The 17110-nt window shown below is 65.9% G+C and carries 13 protein-coding genes; 8 read left to right on the top strand and 5 right to left on the bottom strand.

The features are described 5' to 3' along the window. Positions 1-16: 16 nt before the first annotated feature. The gene (locus BM144_RS14800) at positions 17-1609 is read left to right on the top strand and encodes an ABC transporter substrate-binding protein (RefSeq protein ID WP_092953609.1); all 1593 of its coding nucleotides are present in this window, start codon (positions 17-19) and stop codon (positions 1607-1609) included. Positions 1610-1699: 90 nt separating this feature from the next. Here the strand turns inward: BM144_RS14800 and BM144_RS14795 are convergent, their stop codons facing one another. From BM144_RS14795 to BM144_RS14785, 3 genes are read right to left on the bottom strand one after another with little or no spacing between them, the layout of a single operon-like run. After that, the gene (locus BM144_RS14795) at positions 1700-3406 is read right to left on the bottom strand and encodes an ABC transporter ATP-binding protein (RefSeq protein ID WP_092953607.1); all 1707 of its coding nucleotides are present in this window, start codon (positions 3404-3406) and stop codon (positions 1700-1702) included. Positions 3407-3439: 33 nt separating this feature from the next. After that, positions 3440-4354: an ABC transporter permease gene (locus tag BM144_RS14790; protein ID WP_092953605.1), complete on the bottom strand. Its 915-nt coding sequence runs from the start codon at positions 4352-4354 to the stop codon at positions 3440-3442. A 16-nt stretch (positions 4355-4370) separates the two neighbouring features. After that, positions 4371-5354, bottom strand: coding sequence for an ABC transporter permease (locus BM144_RS14785; RefSeq protein ID WP_092953603.1), 984 nt, complete (start codon positions 5352-5354; stop codon positions 4371-4373). Between the two features lie 352 nt (positions 5355-5706). Here BM144_RS14785 and BM144_RS14780 point away from each other — a divergent pair, with 352 nt between their 5' ends. From BM144_RS14780 to BM144_RS14770, 3 genes are read left to right on the top strand one after another with little or no spacing between them, the layout of a single operon-like run. Continuing rightward, positions 5707-6609 (top strand): glutamate ABC transporter substrate-binding protein, encoded by a 903-nt coding sequence (locus tag BM144_RS14780; protein ID WP_092953601.1) that lies wholly within the window; start codon positions 5707-5709, stop codon positions 6607-6609. A 3-nt stretch (positions 6610-6612) separates the two neighbouring features. Next, positions 6613-7275, top strand: coding sequence for an amino acid ABC transporter permease (locus BM144_RS14775; protein ID WP_092953599.1), 663 nt, complete (start codon positions 6613-6615; stop codon positions 7273-7275). Then, entirely contained in the window at positions 7272-8072 is an 801-nt protein-coding gene (locus tag BM144_RS14770) for an amino acid ABC transporter permease (RefSeq protein ID WP_092953597.1), read from the top strand. Before BM144_RS14775 ends, BM144_RS14770 begins: the two co-directional genes overlap by 4 nt. 120 nt (positions 8073-8192) lie before the next feature. Here BM144_RS14770 and BM144_RS14765 read toward each other — a convergent pair whose 3' ends face one another. After that, the gene (locus BM144_RS14765) at positions 8193-10367 is read right to left on the bottom strand and encodes a sensor domain-containing diguanylate cyclase (RefSeq protein WP_092953594.1); all 2175 of its coding nucleotides are present in this window, start codon (positions 10365-10367) and stop codon (positions 8193-8195) included. A gap of 268 nt (positions 10368-10635) precedes the next feature. Beyond that, positions 10636-11271 carry a GntR family transcriptional regulator gene (locus tag BM144_RS14760; protein ID WP_092953593.1) on the bottom strand — a complete coding sequence of 212 codons (636 nt, stop codon included), beginning with the start codon at positions 11269-11271 and terminating at the stop codon, positions 10636-10638. Between the two features lie 130 nt (positions 11272-11401). On the opposite strand from BM144_RS14760, the gene scpA reads away from it, so the two are divergent. The 4 genes from scpA (at position 11402) to BM144_RS14740 (ending at position 17103) form a co-directional block, all read left to right on the top strand. Continuing rightward, positions 11402-13570, top strand: coding sequence for a methylmalonyl-CoA mutase (gene scpA, locus BM144_RS14755; RefSeq protein ID WP_092953591.1), 2169 nt, complete (start codon positions 11402-11404; stop codon positions 13568-13570). A 104-nt stretch (positions 13571-13674) separates the two neighbouring features. Further along, the gene (locus BM144_RS14750) at positions 13675-14103 is read left to right on the top strand and encodes a GNAT family N-acetyltransferase (RefSeq protein WP_092953714.1); all 429 of its coding nucleotides are present in this window, start codon (positions 13675-13677) and stop codon (positions 14101-14103) included. After that, positions 14100-15134: a methylmalonyl Co-A mutase-associated GTPase MeaB gene (gene meaB / locus BM144_RS14745; protein ID WP_092953711.1), complete on the top strand. Its 1035-nt coding sequence runs from the start codon at positions 14100-14102 to the stop codon at positions 15132-15134. The genes BM144_RS14750 and meaB overlap by 4 nt, the downstream gene beginning before the upstream one ends. After that, positions 15127-17103 (top strand): NACHT domain-containing protein, encoded by a 1977-nt coding sequence (locus BM144_RS14740; protein ID WP_092953708.1) that lies wholly within the window; start codon positions 15127-15129, stop codon positions 17101-17103. The genes meaB and BM144_RS14740 overlap by 8 nt, the downstream gene beginning before the upstream one ends. Positions 17104-17110 lie beyond the last annotated feature (7 nt).

Here is a 17110-nt window from a genome sequence, read left to right as displayed (position 1 = left end):
CTGATCGTTCTGTTCCATGTCTCCGCTCCTGCGCCTGATCCCCCGTTCCACCCTCATCGCCGGCCTGCTGGCCGCCGGCCTGGCCGCCCACGCCGCGCCGCCGAACCACGAGGGCTCGCTCACGTTGCTGCTGCCCTCGGAGCCCACGGCACTGGTCACCGTGGCCAACGTCGCCACGCCCATCCTCAGCGTGAGCGCCAAGGTCACCGAAGGCCTGCTCAAGTACGACTACGACGTCAACCCGCAGCCGCAACTGGCCACCAAGTGGTCCATCAGCCCCGACGGCCTGACCTACACCTTCACTTTGCGCCAGGGCGTGAAATGGCACGACGGCAAGGAGTTCACCTCCGCCGACGTGGCGTATTCGATCAACCTCCTGAAGCAGATCCACCCGCGCGGTCGCAACACCTTCGCCAACGTGACGGGCGTGGACACGCCGGACAAGCACACGGCCGTGCTGCGCCTGTCCAAGCCCGCCCCCTACCTGATCCGCGCGCTGGTGGCGTCCGAGACCCCCATCGTGCCCAGGCACCTGTACGACGGCACCGACGCCAAGGCCAACCCGGCCAACAACGCGCCCGTGGGCACCGGGCCATTCAGGTTCAAGGAATGGGTGCGCGGCAGCCACATCGTCTATGAGCGCAACCCTGAATACTGGGACAAGCCCAAGCCCTTCATCGACCAGCTCATCGTGCGCTTCGTGACCGACCCCGCCGCCGCCGCCGTGGCCTTCGAGACCGGCACCGTGGACCTGGGCTACCGCACGCCCGTGCCCCAGGCCGACCTGGACCGCCTGAAGAAAGTGCCCACGCTTCGCTTCGAGACCAAGGGCAACAGCTATTCGCACAACGTGACGCGGCTGGAGTTCAATCTCGACAACGAATACTTCAAGAACGACAAGGTGCGCCAGGCCATCGCCCACGCGCTGGACCGCAACGTCATCGTCAAGGTGGTCAACTACGGCTACGGCCAGGTCAGCTACTCGCCCATCGCGCCCGGCCTCAAGGCCTTCCACGACCCCGCGCCGTCGCCCTATGCGTTCGATGTGAAGAAGGCCAACGCGCTGCTCGACGAAGCCGGCTACCCCAGGAAGGGCGCGAGCCGCTTCGCCGTGCCGCTGGACTTCAACCCCATCAGCGGCGACGGCCAGCGCCTGGCCGACTACATCCGCACGGCCCTGGCGCGCGTGGGCATCGCCGTGACCGTGCGCGCGCAGGACCCCAGCGCGTTCATCAAGCGCATCTACACCGACCGCGACTTCGCCTTCACCACCAACGGGGCCAGCAACCTGTTCGATCCCACGGTGGGCGTGCAACGCCTCTACTGGAGCAAGAACTTCATCAAGGGCGTTCCCTTCTCCAACGGCACCCACTACGCCAGCCCGGTGGTCGACAAGCTGCTCGAAGACGCCGCGGTGGAGAACGACCCGGTGCGCCGCAAGCAACTGTTCAAGGAGTTCCAGGACATCGTGGCGCGCGATGTGCCGGACCTGAACCTCTACCAGCCCGCGTTCATTACCATCGCCCACCAGCGCGTGCACGACCATTCGCTGACGGCCGATGGCGTGGAATCCAACCTGGCGGATGTGTGGGTGGAACCGAAGAAGTGACACAGGAGCGTGCGGCCTGCTGGCGTGCTTCACGCGCAGCGGCCGTGCACGCCTCTGCGGTGGAGTGGATCGGCGACAGTTCCGCGCCGATCAGGCCGCCTTGCGGTGCTCCACCCCGGGCACGGACCGGATCAGGCTGCGCGTGTACGGGTGCTGCGGCCGCTGCCAGATGTCCTGGTGGCTGCCGGTTTCGACGATGCGGCCCTGGTGCATGACCATCACGCGGTCGGCGATGTAGCGCACGACCGAGAGGTCGTGCGAGATGAACAGGTACGAAAGGCCGAAGTCTTCCTTCAGCTCGGCCAGCAGGTTCAGGATCTGGGCCTGCACAGAAACGTCGAGCGCCGATACGGGCTCGTCCAGTACCACCAGGGACGGTCTCACCACCAACGCGCGGGCGATGCCGATGCGTTGGCGCTGGCCGCCGGAGAACTCGTTCGGGTAGCGACCGGCGGCGCTGCGCGGCAGGCCAACGCGGTCGAGGATGGCCGCGATGCGCTGGCGCCTTTCCTGCCGGTTGGCCACGCCGTGCACGGTCAGCACGGCGTCCAGGATGTCGAACACACTGCGGCGCGGATTGAGCGATGCGTACGGGTCCTGGAACACCATCTGCATGCGCCGCCGCCAGGGCTTGAGCGAGCGCTCGGGCAAGCCCGCGATGTCGGTGCCGTCGAAGACGATGCGCCCGGAGGTGGGGGCCACCAGCCGCAGCAGGGTGCGGGAGAGCGTGGATTTGCCGCAGCCCGACTCGCCGACGAGGCCGAGGGTCTCGCCCGCGCCGATCTGAAAGCCCACGCCGTCGACGGCATGCACCACGCCGCCGCTGCGCGTGGCGTAGTCGGTGCGCAGGTCCTGCACGTCGAGCAGGGGCGCGGTGCCGCCGCCGATGCGCGTGGTGCCGCGTGCCGGCGGCACGTGCAGGGTGAAGCTGCGCTCCCCGGTGGCCGGCTCCACGCGGGCCTGGATCTCGGGCAGGCGCGCCTCGGAGTAGTGCAACGTTCGGCCGCCGTGCAGAGAGGCGCCGAGCAGGCCGCGGGTGTACGGATGGGCGGGGGTGACGAACAGCGGGGCCGTGGGCGCCTCTTCCACCTTGCGGCCGCCGTACATCACCGCCACCCGGTCCGCCCATTGGGCGACCAGGCCCAGATCGTGGGTGATGAGCAGCAGTGCCATGTCCAGCTCGCGCCGCAGCCCGTCGAGCAGTTCCAGGATCTGCGCCTGGATGGTCACGTCCAGCGCGGTCGTGGGTTCGTCGGCCACCAGCAGGCGGGGGCGGCAGGCCACGGCCATGGCGATCATCACGCGCTGGCGCTGGCCGCCGGAGAGGTGATGCGGGTAGTCGTGCACGCGGCGGTGCGGATCGGGGATGCGCACCAGCTCCAGCAGCTCGACCGCGCGGCGCAGTGCCGCCGCCGCGGGCAGGCCCTCGTGCAGGCGCAGCGTCTCGGCGATCTGCGCGCCGATGGTGTGCACCGGATTCAGCGACGTCATCGGCTCCTGGAAGACCATCGAGATATCGGCGCCGCGCAGGGCCTGCAGCTCGCGCGGGGGCAGGGACAGGATGTCCCGGCCCTCGAAGAGGATCTGGCCCCGTACCTGCGCCCCGGGCGCCAGCAGGCGCAGCAGCGCCAGCGCGGTGGTGGACTTGCCGCAGCCCGATTCGCCCACCAGGGCCAGGGTCTCGCCACGCCGCAGTGTGAGGTCGAGGTCCTGCACGGCATCGACGGGGCCCTGCGCGGTCTGGAAGCGGATGCCGAGTTGGCGGATGTCCAGCAGCGGGGCGGTGGCGGATGTCATGGAAAAGCCTTCGAGGGGCAGATCGCTGCGGGCTCAGCGGCCGCGCAAGCGGGGATTGAGGGCGTCGTTGAGCCCGTCTCCCAGGAGGTTGAGCGCCAGCACGGTGAGCACGATGGTCAGGCCGGGCAGGGCCGTGAGGTACCAGGCGGTACGCAGCAGTTCGCGCCCCTCGCCGATCATGCTGCCCCACGACACGGCGTTGGGGTCGCCCATGCCGAGGAAGGACAGGCCCGATTCGATGAGGATGGCGCTGGCCACCAGCACCGAGGTGGTCACGATGACCGGCGGGAGCGCGTTGGGCAGCATCTCCTGCACGATGGTGCGCAGGTGGCTGAAACCCTGGCTGCGCGCGGCCAGGATGAATTCGGCCTCGCGCAGCGCGCGGAACTCGGCCCGCACCAGGCGCGCGATCACGGGCCAGGAGGCCAGCCCGATCGCGAGAACGATCACGGGGACGGACGGCTGTCCGATGGCCACCACCACGATCACGAAGAGGAAAGAGGGCACGGTCTGGAACAGCTCGGTGATGCGTACCAGCACGTCGTCCACCACGCCGCCGAAGTAGCCGGCCAGCGCGCCCACCACGATGCCGATCAGCAGGCTGAGCGCGGCCGCCACCACGCCCACGGCCAGCGACACCCGCGCGCCATGCGCCAGACCCGCGGCCACGTCGCGCCCCAGCGAATCGCTGCCCAGGGGGAACTGGGCTTCCTGCCCGGGCCAGAGCAGCGGCGTGGCCACCATGTCGAGCGGGTCGCCAGGGTAGAGCCACGGTGCGCTGAAGGCGAGCAGGACCATCAGGACGAGCAGCAGGGCGCCCGCCATCGCGGACGGATTGCGCGTGAGCGCACGCAGCGCCGCGCGCCGGCCGGCGGCGGGTGCGGGAGCGCTATCCGCCGCGAGCGGTGCGGTTTCGGCGGCGGGCAGTGCGTGGAACGGTGTGGACATGGCAGTGGCGGGGGGATCAGCGGACCTGGATGCGGGGATCCAGCCAGGCGTGGAGCAGGTCCACCAGCATGTTGGCGAGGATCACGAGCAGCGACGAGAGCAGCAGGATGCCGAGCAGGACGGTGTAGTCCCGCGCCATCACGGATTCGAAGGCCAGCCGGCCGAGACCGGGCCAGTTGAAGACGGTCTCCACCACCACGGCGCCGCCCAGCAGCGTGCCGAAGTGCATGCCGGCCACGGTGGTGACGGGGATCAGCGCATTGCGCAGCACGTGGCGCAGCGTGACGGCCAGCGGAGCCAGGCCCTTGGCATGCGCGGTGCGCACGAAATCCTGGCGGCTCACCTCCAGCATGGATGCGCGCGTGAGCCGTGAAAAGATCGCGATGTAGAAGCCGGACATCGCCAGCGCCGGCAGCACCAGGTGGCGCAGCGCATCGACGGCCGCAGCCCAGCCCGTGGCGCCGCTGCCGATGGTGCCGCTGCCGCCCGTGGGCAGCCAGCCCAGGTGCACGGAAAACAGCACGATGGACATCAGGCCGAGCCAGAAGCTGGGCGTGGAATACAGCAGCAGGGCCAGCACCGACAGCAGGCGGTCCGGCCAGCGCCCCACGCGGCTGGCCATGGTGCAGCCCAGCGTGACGCCCACGGCCAGCGCGAAGCCGAGGGCCGTGAGCATCAGCAGCAGCGTGTTGCCCAGGCGCCCGGCGATCAGATCGGTGACCGGCATGTTGTAGCGCGGCGAGGTGCCCAGGCTGAAGTGGGCGAGGTGGTTCAGATAGCTGGCCAACTGTTGGAGCAGCGGCATGTCCAGCCCGAAGTGGCTGCGCAGCTGGGCCATGCTTTCCGCCGTGGCGGAGCCCGATTCGGCCGCGATGACATCGGCCGCGTCGCCCGGCACGAGCTGCAGCAGCAGGAAGTTGAGCACCACGACACCCAGCACGGTGGGCAGGGCTTGCCACAGGGTGCGGCCGAGCGCCCGGAATGCGAGCTTGAGTCTCATGGAGCGGAGGTGGGCAAAGGCGGACGGGGAGCAGGGCGGTGCCGGGGTGGCAGGAACGGGTGGGGCGGATGGCCTGGCCACTGTAGGCGGCAGGCGGTGCGGCCTGAACGAAGATTCGCAACTATGCATATGCGATGCGCGTGGTGACCGGGCGGTATCGCGCCGCCGGGTGGGTGGATACTGCCGGGGGCACCCGGCTGCCGCTGCGCGCCGGAAGGGGCGGCTGTCCGCCACGGCGGGGGCGGGTTGGCGTATCGGGTGCATCCCCAGGGGCCCACCCCCTTGCGAGCGGCGTCGTGCATTCCATAGCTGCTATAAATTGATTCAATTCACACCGATTCGAGAGGACCGCATGTCGATCACATCCCTTCTGAAATCCACCGTGGCGGCCCTGGCGGTCGCGGCCAGCGGGTCGCTTTTCGCGCAAGGCACGCCCATCAATGCGGCGGCCTTCGACGAGCTGGTGGCGCAGGGCCCCGTGGCCAGCGCCGCGGCCATCGCATCGAGCACCTGGGCCACCAAGGTCAAGCAGGCCGGCACGCTGCGCCTGGGGGGCACGCAAACCTCGAACCTCTTCTCGCTGCTCAACGAGAAGGACGGCAAAATCCGCGGCTTCGACGCCGGCTTGGCGCAGCTCATCACCCGCTACATCCTCGGCGACGCGACCAGGTTCCAGCTCACGCAGGTGAACTCGTCCACGCGCGAGCAGGTGCTCATCAACGACCAGGTGGACATGGTGTTCGCCACGTATTCCATCACCCCCGCGCGCGCCGAGAAGATCGCGTTCGCCGGCCCTTACTACACCTCGCAGGCCGGGGTGCTCGTTAAGGCGAACAACAAGGCGATCCAGTCGTACGGCGACCTGGGCGGCAGGAAGGTCGCCACGCAGGCCGGCTCGACCGGCCCCGCCATCCTGGCGCAGCACGCGCCCAAGGCGGCCGTGCAGGAATTCCAGACGCACCAGGAAGCGCTCGACGCGCTGCGCCAGGGGCGCGTGGACGCCTACGTCACCGACCACACGCTGCTGCTCAACGCCCTGAGCCTCGGGAGCGGCGACGCCAAGCTGGCGGGCACACCCTTCGGTGCGCAGGACCCCTACGGCATCGGCCTGCCCAAGGGCTCCGACGGCGTGGCCTTCATCAACGATTTCCTGAAGAAGATCGAAGCCGACGGCACCTGGGCGAAGCTCTGGACCATCTCCATCGGGCAGCGCACGGGCAGCACCGCCGTGCCGACGCCGCCCGCCCTTCCCTGAGCGATGGGCGACGTCGCCAAAGTCCTGGCCGACTACGGGCCTGCCTTCGGGCAGGCCCTTTTTCTGACATGGAAGCTCACCGCCCTGTCGTTCGTGCCCGGCTTCCTGCTGGGCATGGCCGTGACGGTGCTCCGGCTCATGCCGCTGCCGCCGCTGCGCTTCGTGCTGACGGGATATGTCGAGATCTTCCGCAACATTCCCAGCGTGGCGCTGCTGATCTTCATCGTGTTCGCGCTGCCCGATCTCGAGGTGCTCATCGACTATGAGCCGGCCGTGGTGCTCACGCTGACGCTGGTCTGCTCCGCGTTCACGGCGGACTACCTGCGCTCGGGCATCAACACCGTGGGCGGCGGCCAGATCGAGGCCGCGCTCAGCCTGGGCATGCGGCCGGTGCGCGTCATCTCCGCGGTGGTCATGCCGCAGGCGCTGCGTGCAGTGGTGCAGCCGATGACCTCGCTGCTGATCGCGCTGATGTTGTCGACCTCGCTGGCCTCGCAGGTGCCGTTTCCCGGCCGGGAGCTGACCGCGCTGGTGTCCAAGATCGCCACGGATTCCGCGGCCGGCATGGCCGCCTTCGCCGTGGCGGCAGCGATGTACGTGGCAAGCGGCTTGCTCATCGCCTGGGCGGGCGCCACCCTCGAAAAGAAGATGCGGATACTGCGATGAGCCGCACCCTCGAAGACATTCTGTTCGGCGCCCCCAGTCCGCAGGCCCGCAGGCGCATGCGGGCCATGAGCGCGGCCACGGCAGCCGTGCTGCTCCTCGTGGCTGCGGCCGTCGTGTTCCGGTTCCATTCGGCCGGGCAGCTCGACGCGCGCTACTGGACATTCTTCGCCTGGCCGACGACCTGGAAGTTCCTGGCCAGCGGCCTGCTCGGCACGGTGGCATCGGCGGCGATGTCCGCCGCCATCGCACTGACGCTCGGGCTGGTGCTGATGGTGGGCCGCCTCGCACGGCCGCGGATCGTCCGCTGGCCGAGCACCGCGGTCATCGAGTTCCTGCGCGGCACGCCAACGCTGCTGCTCATCTATGTGTGTTTCCTGGTGCTCCCGCAGGCCGGGATCAAGCTCGGCACCTACTGGATGCTGACGCTGCCGGTGGGCCTCAGCACCGCCGCGGTGGTGGCCGAGGTGTACCGCGCGGGTGTGCTCGCCGTCCCGCGCGGCCAGACCGATGCCGCACGCAGCCTGGGGCTGACCGAAGCCCAGGTGTTCTTCTCCATCGTCTTTCCCCAGGCCCTGCGCTACATCGTCCCGGCGCTGGTGGCGCAACTGGTCATCGTGGTCAAGGACACCACCTTCGGCTATGTCGTCACCTACGGCGAACTCATGCAGAACGCCAAGGTGCTGATCGCCAACTACCACTCCCTGGTGCCCGTGTACCTGGTGGTCGCGGCACTCTACTGCCTCGTGAACTATGCGATATCCCGGGCCAGCAAGCGGCTCGCCCGGCCGAGGTTTTGACCGCGCCGGGCCGCGGTGCCAGCCACGGGCTTCCAGTCATTTCGCCTCCATGCCGCCGGATCCATTGAATAGTTTGCTATCAATTAAGTAGCAAATTGGGGTGCCCGGCCAGGGCACGGGTCACTCTCCCGATGCTCCGGGCCGCAGCGCCGCGGGCCCGGCGGGCGCAGCGGCCGTGCGGGCCGGCGGCGCCACCGGGCCGGCCGCGCCGAAGCGCCGGCACTGGTTCTTGCCGTCCTGCTTGGCCTCGTACATGGCATGGTCGGCCTGGCGCAGCAGCAGGTCGGGCGCGTCGCCGTCCAGGGGGTAGAAGCTGAGCCCGATGCTGGCCGAGACGAAGCCCTGGCCGTGCGACAGCGGCACGGGCTGGCGCACGGCGTGCAGGATGCGCTCGATGAGGGGGTCGCAGTCCCCCGGGGTCTGCAGGCCGTTGATGAGCACCACCATCTCGTCGCCGCCCAGCCGGGCCAGCGTGTCCTCGGCACGCAGCTGGGCCTGGATGCGGCGGCCGACCTCGATCAGGAGCTGGTCGCCGGCCGCGTGGCCGTGCTGGTCGTTTACGCGCTTGAAGCCGTCCAGGTCGAGGTAGCACACGGCCAGGAGCTGGCGGCGCCGCTGGGCCTGGGCGATGGCATGCACGAGCCGGTCGGACAGCAGGCGGCGGTTGGGCAGGCCCGTGAGGCTGTCGTAGAGCGCGATGTGCTCCAGTTCCAGCTCATGGGCCTTGAGCTGGCTGATGTCGGTGATGACCACGATGTAATGGTGCGGGTGCCCCTCCTTGCCGAGCACGCCGGCGATGGACACGCGCTGGGGCATGGCGCTTTCCACGCCGCGCCCGAGCATCTCGCCCTGCCAATAGCCCTGCGACTGCACGGCCCGCCACACCGCCGGGAACCGGGTGCGGGCGGGCGCGGGCGCATCGGGGTCGGCGTCGTCCGCGCCGGCCGCCGCCGGATACAGGTCTTCGAGCGGATGGCCCAGCAGGTCTTCGCGGCACAGGCCGGTCATGCGCTCGAACGCGGGGTTGGCGTCCACGACATGGTGGTCCGAATCGAGGATCAGCACGGCCTCGTAGCTGTGCTCGAACACGCTGGCGGCGATGCCCAGGCGCATCTCGGCTTCCTTGACGCCGCGCAGGTCGATCAGGAACCCCACGAAGAGCGGCCCCCCGGGGGCATCCGCACGGCCGATGGACAGGCGCAGCGGGATGGCGCTGCCGTCGCGGTGCAGGCCCACCACCTCGCGGCCCGTGCCGATGATGCGTGCCTCGCCCGTGGCGAGGTAGCGCTCCAGATAACCGTCGTGCGCCTGGGCGTAGGGCGAGGGCATCAGCATGCGGATGTTGCGGCCCTGCACGTCGGCGGCGGCCCACCCGAAGATGCGCTCGGCCGACTGGTTGAAGCTCTGCACGATGCCTTTGCTGTCGATGGTGATGATGCCGTCCACGGCGGTGTCCACCAGCGCGCGCAGGCGGGATTCGCTGCGCCGCACCTTGCGGTAGAGGTCGCGGTAGAGGATGAGGCCGTTCACCGCGCCCGCGAACAGGCCCACGCAGGCCGTGACCAGCGCCACCGTGAGCGCCAGCATCAGCGCCCATTCATGGGCATCCGCGCCCTCCGGCTCGGCGGTACCCACGAAGCGGGCGGCGGCCATGGCCGTGTAGTGCATGCCCGCGATGGCCGTGCCCATGATGGCGCCGCCCAGCAGGTTCGCCTGCCAGGCGGCCATGCCGATGCGGCGCTGGAGCATGAAGCGCACCCAGAGCGCCGCGTTCGCCAGCACCACCGCCACGGCCAGCGAGGCCAGGAACCACACCGGGTCGTAGCGCAGCAGCGGCGCCATGCGCATCGCGGCCATGCCCATGTAGTGCATCGTCCCGATGCCCGCGCCCACCAGCACGCCGCCCAGCAGCCATTGCCGCGTGGCCACGCGGTCGCGCGCCAGCAGCGAGAGCGCCAGCCAGGACGCGGCCATGGCCGGCAGCATCGACAGCAGCGTGGTCCCCACGTCGTAGTGCACCGGCGCGCAGAGCGTGAAGGAGAGCATGCCGATGAAATGCATGGCCCAGATGCCCGCGCCGAGGGCCACGCCCGCGCTGGTCAGCGCCAGTGTGCGCGAGAGCGCGACCTGGGCATTGCGCGCCTGGCCCGAGAGATACAGCGCCAGCGTGGACGACAGGACCGCCACGGCCACCGACAGCGTGACGAGCACGGGATCGTGGCTGCCGACCAGCAGCGACGAAGGCGCCGGGCCCTCGGCTCCCTCCCACAGGAAAAAACGCTCCAGATCCAGCATGCGCGGTGGTCCTCCCGGATGGCAGGGCGTCTCCCGCGCGGCCCGGACCCGGAGGTGCCGCCTGAATGGATCGCCTGCCTTGTGTGTGGTGCGACGTATCGGTTTGTGTCGCCATGATGCCGGGGATGGGCCTTCGGGGGCAAGCACGGGCGCAAATGCCCCCCGGCCGGCCGCGCGCCGTGGCCGCGAAAGCTCCATGTCAGGCTGGCGTTCTAGGGGAGAAGCCAGCCCGTGCGGCCGACCGGGGCCTCCGGGCCCGCGGCTGGCTTCAGGCCGCGGCCTGCAGGCCCTGGCTGAAATGGCCCAGCATGGCGGTGGCCGCGGCTTCCGCGTCCCGCGCCTGCAGGGCGGCCAGGATGTCGCCATGCTCGCGCAGCGACTCTTCGATGCGGCCCTGGCGCAGCAGCGAGTTGTGCCGGTTGAGCTTCATCACCTTGCGCAGGTCGGCCACCATCTGGTTGCGCCAGCGGTTGTCGGCCAGCTCCAGCAGCCGCATGTGGAAGCGCTCGTTCACGCTGAAGAAGCGCTCGCGGTCGGCCACGGCGGCCGAGAGTTCGGCGTGCAGCGCCTCCAGTTCGCGCATCTGCGCGTCCGAGGCACGGCCCGCCACCACGCGCGCCGCGTCGCTCTCCAGCAGGGCCAGCAGGTGGTAGACGTCGCGCAGGTCCTTGTCGGACACCTCGGTCACATAGGCGCCGCGGCGCACCTTCATGGTGACCAGGCCCTCGGCCGCCAGCACCTTGAGCGCTTCGCGCAGGGGGGTGCGGCTGATGCCGAACTCCTCGGCGATCTTCAGCTCGTCGATCCAGCTCCCGGGCTCCAGCTGGCGCTGGAAGATGCGCTGGCGCAATTGCTCCGCCACCTCTTCGTAGAGCGCGCGGGGGGTCAGCGGGGCCGTGGACATGGCGCGAAATGTAGCCCAAAAAAACTATAAATTAATAATTACGGATCGGATAGACTTGGCCGCATCTCTCGCGACACGCCCGGAGACAAGGCGGCGCGGGCATTGCCATCCCTCACAGCGAGCCGTTTCCATGAGCAGCAGCCGTTCCCCCGAGCCCGAATTCCAGCCAGCCGACCTCGCCGCGTGGGGCAAGGCGGCCGCCAAGTCCGCCCCGGACGGCGACGTGCAGGCACTTAACTGGATCACGCCGGACGGCATCGCCGTGAAGCCGCTCTACACCGCCGAAGACACGGCGGGCCTGCCCCACACCAACACGCTGCCCGGCTTCGAGCCCTACCTGCGCGGCCCGCAGGCCACCATGTACGCGGTGCGGCCCTGGACCATCCGCCAGTACGCCGGCTTTTCCACGGCCGAGGAATCGAACGCCTTCTACCGCAAGGCGCTCGCGGCGGGCGGGCAGGGCGTGTCGGTGGCGTTCGACCTCGCCACGCACCGCGGCTACGACAGCGACCACCCGCGCGTGACCGGCGACGTGGGCAAGGCGGGCGTGGCCATCGACAGCGTGGAGGACATGAAGATCCTGTTCGACGGCATTCCGCTGGACAAGGTGAGCGTCTCCATGACCATGAACGGCGCCGTGCTGCCCGTGCTGGCCGGCTATGTGGTCGCCGCGGAAGAGCAGGGCGTGCGGCAGGACCAGCTCTCCGGGACCATCCAGAACGACATCCTCAAGGAGTTCATGGTCCGCAACACCTACATCTACCCGCCCAAGCCGTCGATGCGGATCATCGGGGACATCATCGGCTACACCGCGCGGAACATGCCGAAGTTCAACTCCATATCGATCAGCGGCTACCACATGCAGGAAGCGGGCGCCAACCAGGCGCTGGAGCTGGCCTTCACGCTGGCGGACGGCAAGGAATACGTGAAAACCGCCATCGCCTCGGGCCTGGACGTGGACGAGTTCGCCGGCCGGCTCTCGTTCTTCTGGGCCATCGGCATGAACTTCTACCTCGAAGTGGCCAAGATGCGCGCGGCGCGCCTGCTCTGGTGCCGCATCATGAAGGGCTTCGATGCGAAGAGCCCCAAGAGCCTGATGCTGCGCACGCACTGCCAGACCTCGGGCTGGTCGCTCACCGAGCAGGACCCCTACAACAACGTGGTGCGCACCACCATCGAGGCCATGGCGGCCGTCTTCGGCGGCACGCAGAGCCTGCACACCAACAGCTTCGACGAGGCCATCGCGCTGCCGACCGAATTCTCGGCCCGCATCGCGCGCAACACGCAGCTCATCATCCAGGAAGAGACCCACATCACCAACGTGATCGACCCTTGGGCCGGCAGCTACATGATGGAGAAGCTGACCCAGGACATGGCCGACGCCGCCTGGAAGATCATCGAGGAGGTCGAGGCCCTGGGCGGCATGACCCAGGCCGTCGATTCCGGCTGGGCCAAGCTCAAGATCGAGGCGGCGGCCGCCGAAAAGCAGGCGCGCATCGACTCCGGCAAGGACGTGATCGTGGGCGTGAACAAGTACCGCCTGGCCAAGGAAGACCCGGTGGACATCCTGCAGATCGACAACATGAAGGTGCGGGGCGGCCAGATCGCGCGGCTGGAGCGCATCCGCGCCACGCGCGACGCCGCCGCGGTGCAGCAGGCGCTCGATGCGCTCACGGCCGCCGCCGAATCCGGCACGGGCAACCTGCTGGAGCTTTCGATCCAGGCCGTGCGGCTGCGCGCCACGGTGGGCGAGGTGAGCGACGCGCTGGAGAAGGTCTTCGGCCGCCACCGCGCCGATACGCAGAAGGTGACCGGCGTCTACGCCGCCGCCTACGACTCGGCCGAGGGCTGGGAAAAGCTCCAGGGCGAGATCGACGCCTTCGCCGAAACCGAGGGCCGCCGCCCGCGCGTGATGATCGCCAAACTGGGGCAGGACGGCCACGACCGCGGCGCCAAGGTGGTGGCCACGGCCTTCGCCGACCTGGGGTTCGACGTGGACATGGGCCCGCTCTTCCAGACCCCCGAGGAGTGCGCGCGCCAGGCCATCGAGAACGACGTCCACGCCGTGGGCGTCTCCACGCTCGCGGCCGGCCACAAGACCCTGGTGCCGGCCATCATCGAGGCGCTGAAGGCCCAGGGCGCCGATGACATCATCGTCTTCGTGGGCGGCGTGATCCCGCAGCAGGACTACGACTTCCTCTACGAATCGGGCGTGAAGGGCATCTACGGCCCGGGCACGCCGATCCCGGCGAGCGCGAAGGACGTGCTGGAGCAGATCCGCCAGGCCGTGGCCGCCTGAGGATGCGTACCTGCGCGATGCCCGATTCTCCGGCTGCCGACTCACCGCTCTCCGGCGCTGCCGGCCTGGCCTGGGAGCCCGTCACCGAAGGCGACTTCGCCGCCATGGCCGAGCTGCGCGCCGAGGCGCTGCGCGAAAGCCTGGAGCGGCTGGGCCGCTTCGACCCGGTGCGCGTGCGCGAGCGGCTGCGCGACGCCTTCGTGCCGCAGGGCATGCGCCACATCGTGCGGGGCGGCGAGCGCATCGGCTACCTCACGCTGCTGCCGCGCGCGGCGGACGGCACGCTGCGGCTGCACCACCTCTACCTGCGCCCCGGTGCGCAGGGCGCGGGGGCCGGCAGCTGGGCCATGGCCTGGGTGCAGGCGCAAGCCCGGGAGCGCGGCTGCGACGTGACCCTGTGCGCGCTCAAGGGCAGCGATGCCAACCGCTTCTATCTGCGCCACGGCTTCCGGCCGGTGGCCGAGGAGCCTTTCGACACCGAATACCGCTGGAGCCCGTCGTGGGCGGGCGCTGCAGCGGAGGCGGGCGCATGAACACGCAGGCTCCGCACCCGCTCTTCACCGGCATCACCGGCGCGCCCGGCCCGGTGCAGCGCCGCGCCATGGCCAAGGCCATCACGCTGCTCGAATCCACCCGCGCCGACCACCGCGCGCAGGGCGATGCGCTGCTCACCGCGCTGCTGCCGCACACCGGCCGGGCCTTCCGGCTGGGCCTGAGCGGCGTGCCCGGCGTGGGCAAATCCACCTTCATCGAAACGCTGGGCCTGCACCTCATCGCGCAGGGCCACCGCGTGGCGGTGCTGACCATCGACCCGTCGTCCAGCGTCTCGGGCGGCTCCATCCTGGGCGACAAGACGCGCATGGAGCGGCTGTCGGTGCACGAGCAGGCCTACATCCGCCCGAGCCCGTCGAGCGGCACGCTGGGCGGCGTGGCCGAGAAGACGCGCGAGGCCATGCTGGTCTGCGAGGCGGCCGGCTACGGCGTGGTGATCGTCGAGACCGTGGGCGTGGGCCAGAGCGAGACCGCCGTGGCCGGCATGACCGACATGTTCGTGCTCATGCAGCTGCCCAACGCCGGCGACGACCTGCAGGCGATCAAGAAGGGCGTGATGGAGATCGCGGACCTCGTGGCCATCAACAAGGCCGACATCGACCCGCACGCCGCCACGCGCGCCGAGGCGCAGATCACCTCCAGCCTGCGGCTCATCGGCCAGCACGGCCACCCCGAGCATGCGCGCCACGACGAGGCCCTGTGGCACCCGCGCGTGCTGCAGATCAGCGCGCTGCAGGGCCGCGGCGTGGACGCCTTCTGGGCGGCCGTGCAGGACTTCCGGCGGCTGCAGGGTGTCAACGGGCGCCTGGATGCGCGCCGCCGCCAGCAGGCTCAGTCCTGGATGTGGGAGCGCATCGATGCGGGCCTCAAATTGGCATTTAACACCAATAATGATATTAAGGAGTTATTGCCATATTTCTCCAAACTCGTTATTTCAAATGAAGTTCCTGCTTCAACTGCTGCACGAAGACTGTTAAGAGTTTTTTTAAAAATGGGAGGGGATTATGAATGAAATTGTTGAGTGGGCGTGGGAGAATTTAAAAAATCCAACAACACAGCTTGCTATAGTTGCTGCAAAAAAAGGAGTTACAAAGGGTGCTGAGCTCATCGTTAAAAGAGTTTCAGATTCATGGGCGCAATTGCAGTGGCATGAAGCAGAGAGCAGATATAAATCTAATCTCTTAAAAATTGTGCGGTGCACCAAGGTACTAGGAAATCCTAAAGAAATCGAGATAGACAAAATATATACTGATGTTTATGTCTTTGACAAGCTCTCTGCGATTAGGAGATATGCTGAGAGTCTTGATGAAGATGAATTTGATGTACGTGGCAATTTGGATGCCAGGGAGCGTATTAAAGCTGAAGATGTCGCGCTTGGCAATAAGAATACATTTATTCTTGGTCGTCCTGGTGCGGGAAAAACAACCTTTCTAAAGCACTTGGCAATCGTTGCCTGCCGCAAGGGAAGTGAAGCTACTCCGATTTTTATATCATTAAAAGATTGGAGCGACTCATCGAGTAATTTACTAAAATACATTTCGAAGCAATTTGAAATATGTGGCTTCCCTGATTCGGAGAAGTTTGTTGAATCACTATTAGATGCTGGTAAAGCATTAATTCTTTTCGATGGGCTTGATGAGGTTAATCAATGGCAAGATAAAAGAAATCGAATAATAAAAGATATTGTTGATTTTTCAAATAAATACTATAAAAATAAGTATTGCCTAACTTGCAGGACAGCAGCTACTGATTACTCGTTTGAACGATTTTCATACGTGGAGGTGGCGGACTTTACGAGTGAGCAACAGGAGCTTTTTGCAAATCTCTGGTATGGAAACGAATCCAAACAGCTGGCGCTCTTTTTAGACGCATGGCGGAACCCGAGGAGCGCTGGCTTCCGCGATCTGGGGAGAACACCTCTTTTGCTAACACTGCTTTGTCTAGCATTTGATGAGACTTTAACTTTTCCCACCCGCCAAGTCGATGTTTATCAAGAAGCTATAAATGCGCTTTTAAAAAAATGGGATACGTCACGATTAATTGTGCGCGACGCGTTTTATGAGAACTTATCTTTTGGGCAACGTCAGCAGTTATTGGAAACTGTGGCAGCTAAATTTTACTTTGATTCCAGGACGGTTTTTCGTAAGGCCGAAATCTCCACGGTCATTGAAAAATTTATAAACAGCCTCCCTGATGCCGACATTAACTCCGAAGTGGACGGTTCGGAACTAGTTAAGCAAATTGAAGCTCAACATGGCTTGGTAATTGAAAGAGCTAAAGACTTATATACATTCTCCCATTTAACGATTCAGGAATATTTTACCGCTTGTTTTGTTGCGAAAAATCAAAATGCAAATCTGAGAAGACAAATTGTTAAATCCGCGCTGAATGATCAGAAGTGGCGCGAGGTAATGATATATACGGTTGCTCTTTTGCCCGAGGCGGATTCTCTTCTTGATGAAATTCTGCAACAAGTACTAAACATGAAGGTCGCTAGTTCTGGGGTGCTCATTTTTTTAGGTTGGTGCTACTGTGAGGCTAAGCTGATGGAGATAAACACATCTCCACCGATTGGTAGTATTTATCAATATTTCGCCGGGCTGCGGGATCAAATTGAGAAATATGTGCAAAAACTCAGACAGCCTTCCCTGACAAGTGCAGAGTTGAGTAAATTTGCGGAACATATTAATGTACTCAATTCCTTTTTGAAATCAAGAGCTGCGAAGATAAAATATCAACAAAGCGCAAGAATTTCGTCTGCTGCAGCGGCATTCCTTAAAGAAGATCCGCTCGACTTGGCTAGGCTACTGGGTGGCTATTTTATTAAGCCTGAGCAATTTATCAATTTCTTCTATGCTTCTAGGTTATTGATGGAATGCTTGGACGTGGCAATTACAACCAAGCGGGGTTATTATTTTGATGCAATTTTGGGATTAAATGACAAAGAAATGCGTCTAATAGAGCAACAAATTAATAGCTAGTATTAGG

The sequence above is a fragment of the Paracidovorax konjaci genome, assembly GCF_900112675.1.
In the GTDB taxonomy this organism is placed as follows: domain Bacteria; phylum Pseudomonadota; class Gammaproteobacteria; order Burkholderiales; family Burkholderiaceae_C; genus Paracidovorax; species Paracidovorax konjaci.
Note: the sequence above shows the minus strand (reverse complement) of the source record. Positions and strands in the feature narration are given on the sequence as shown.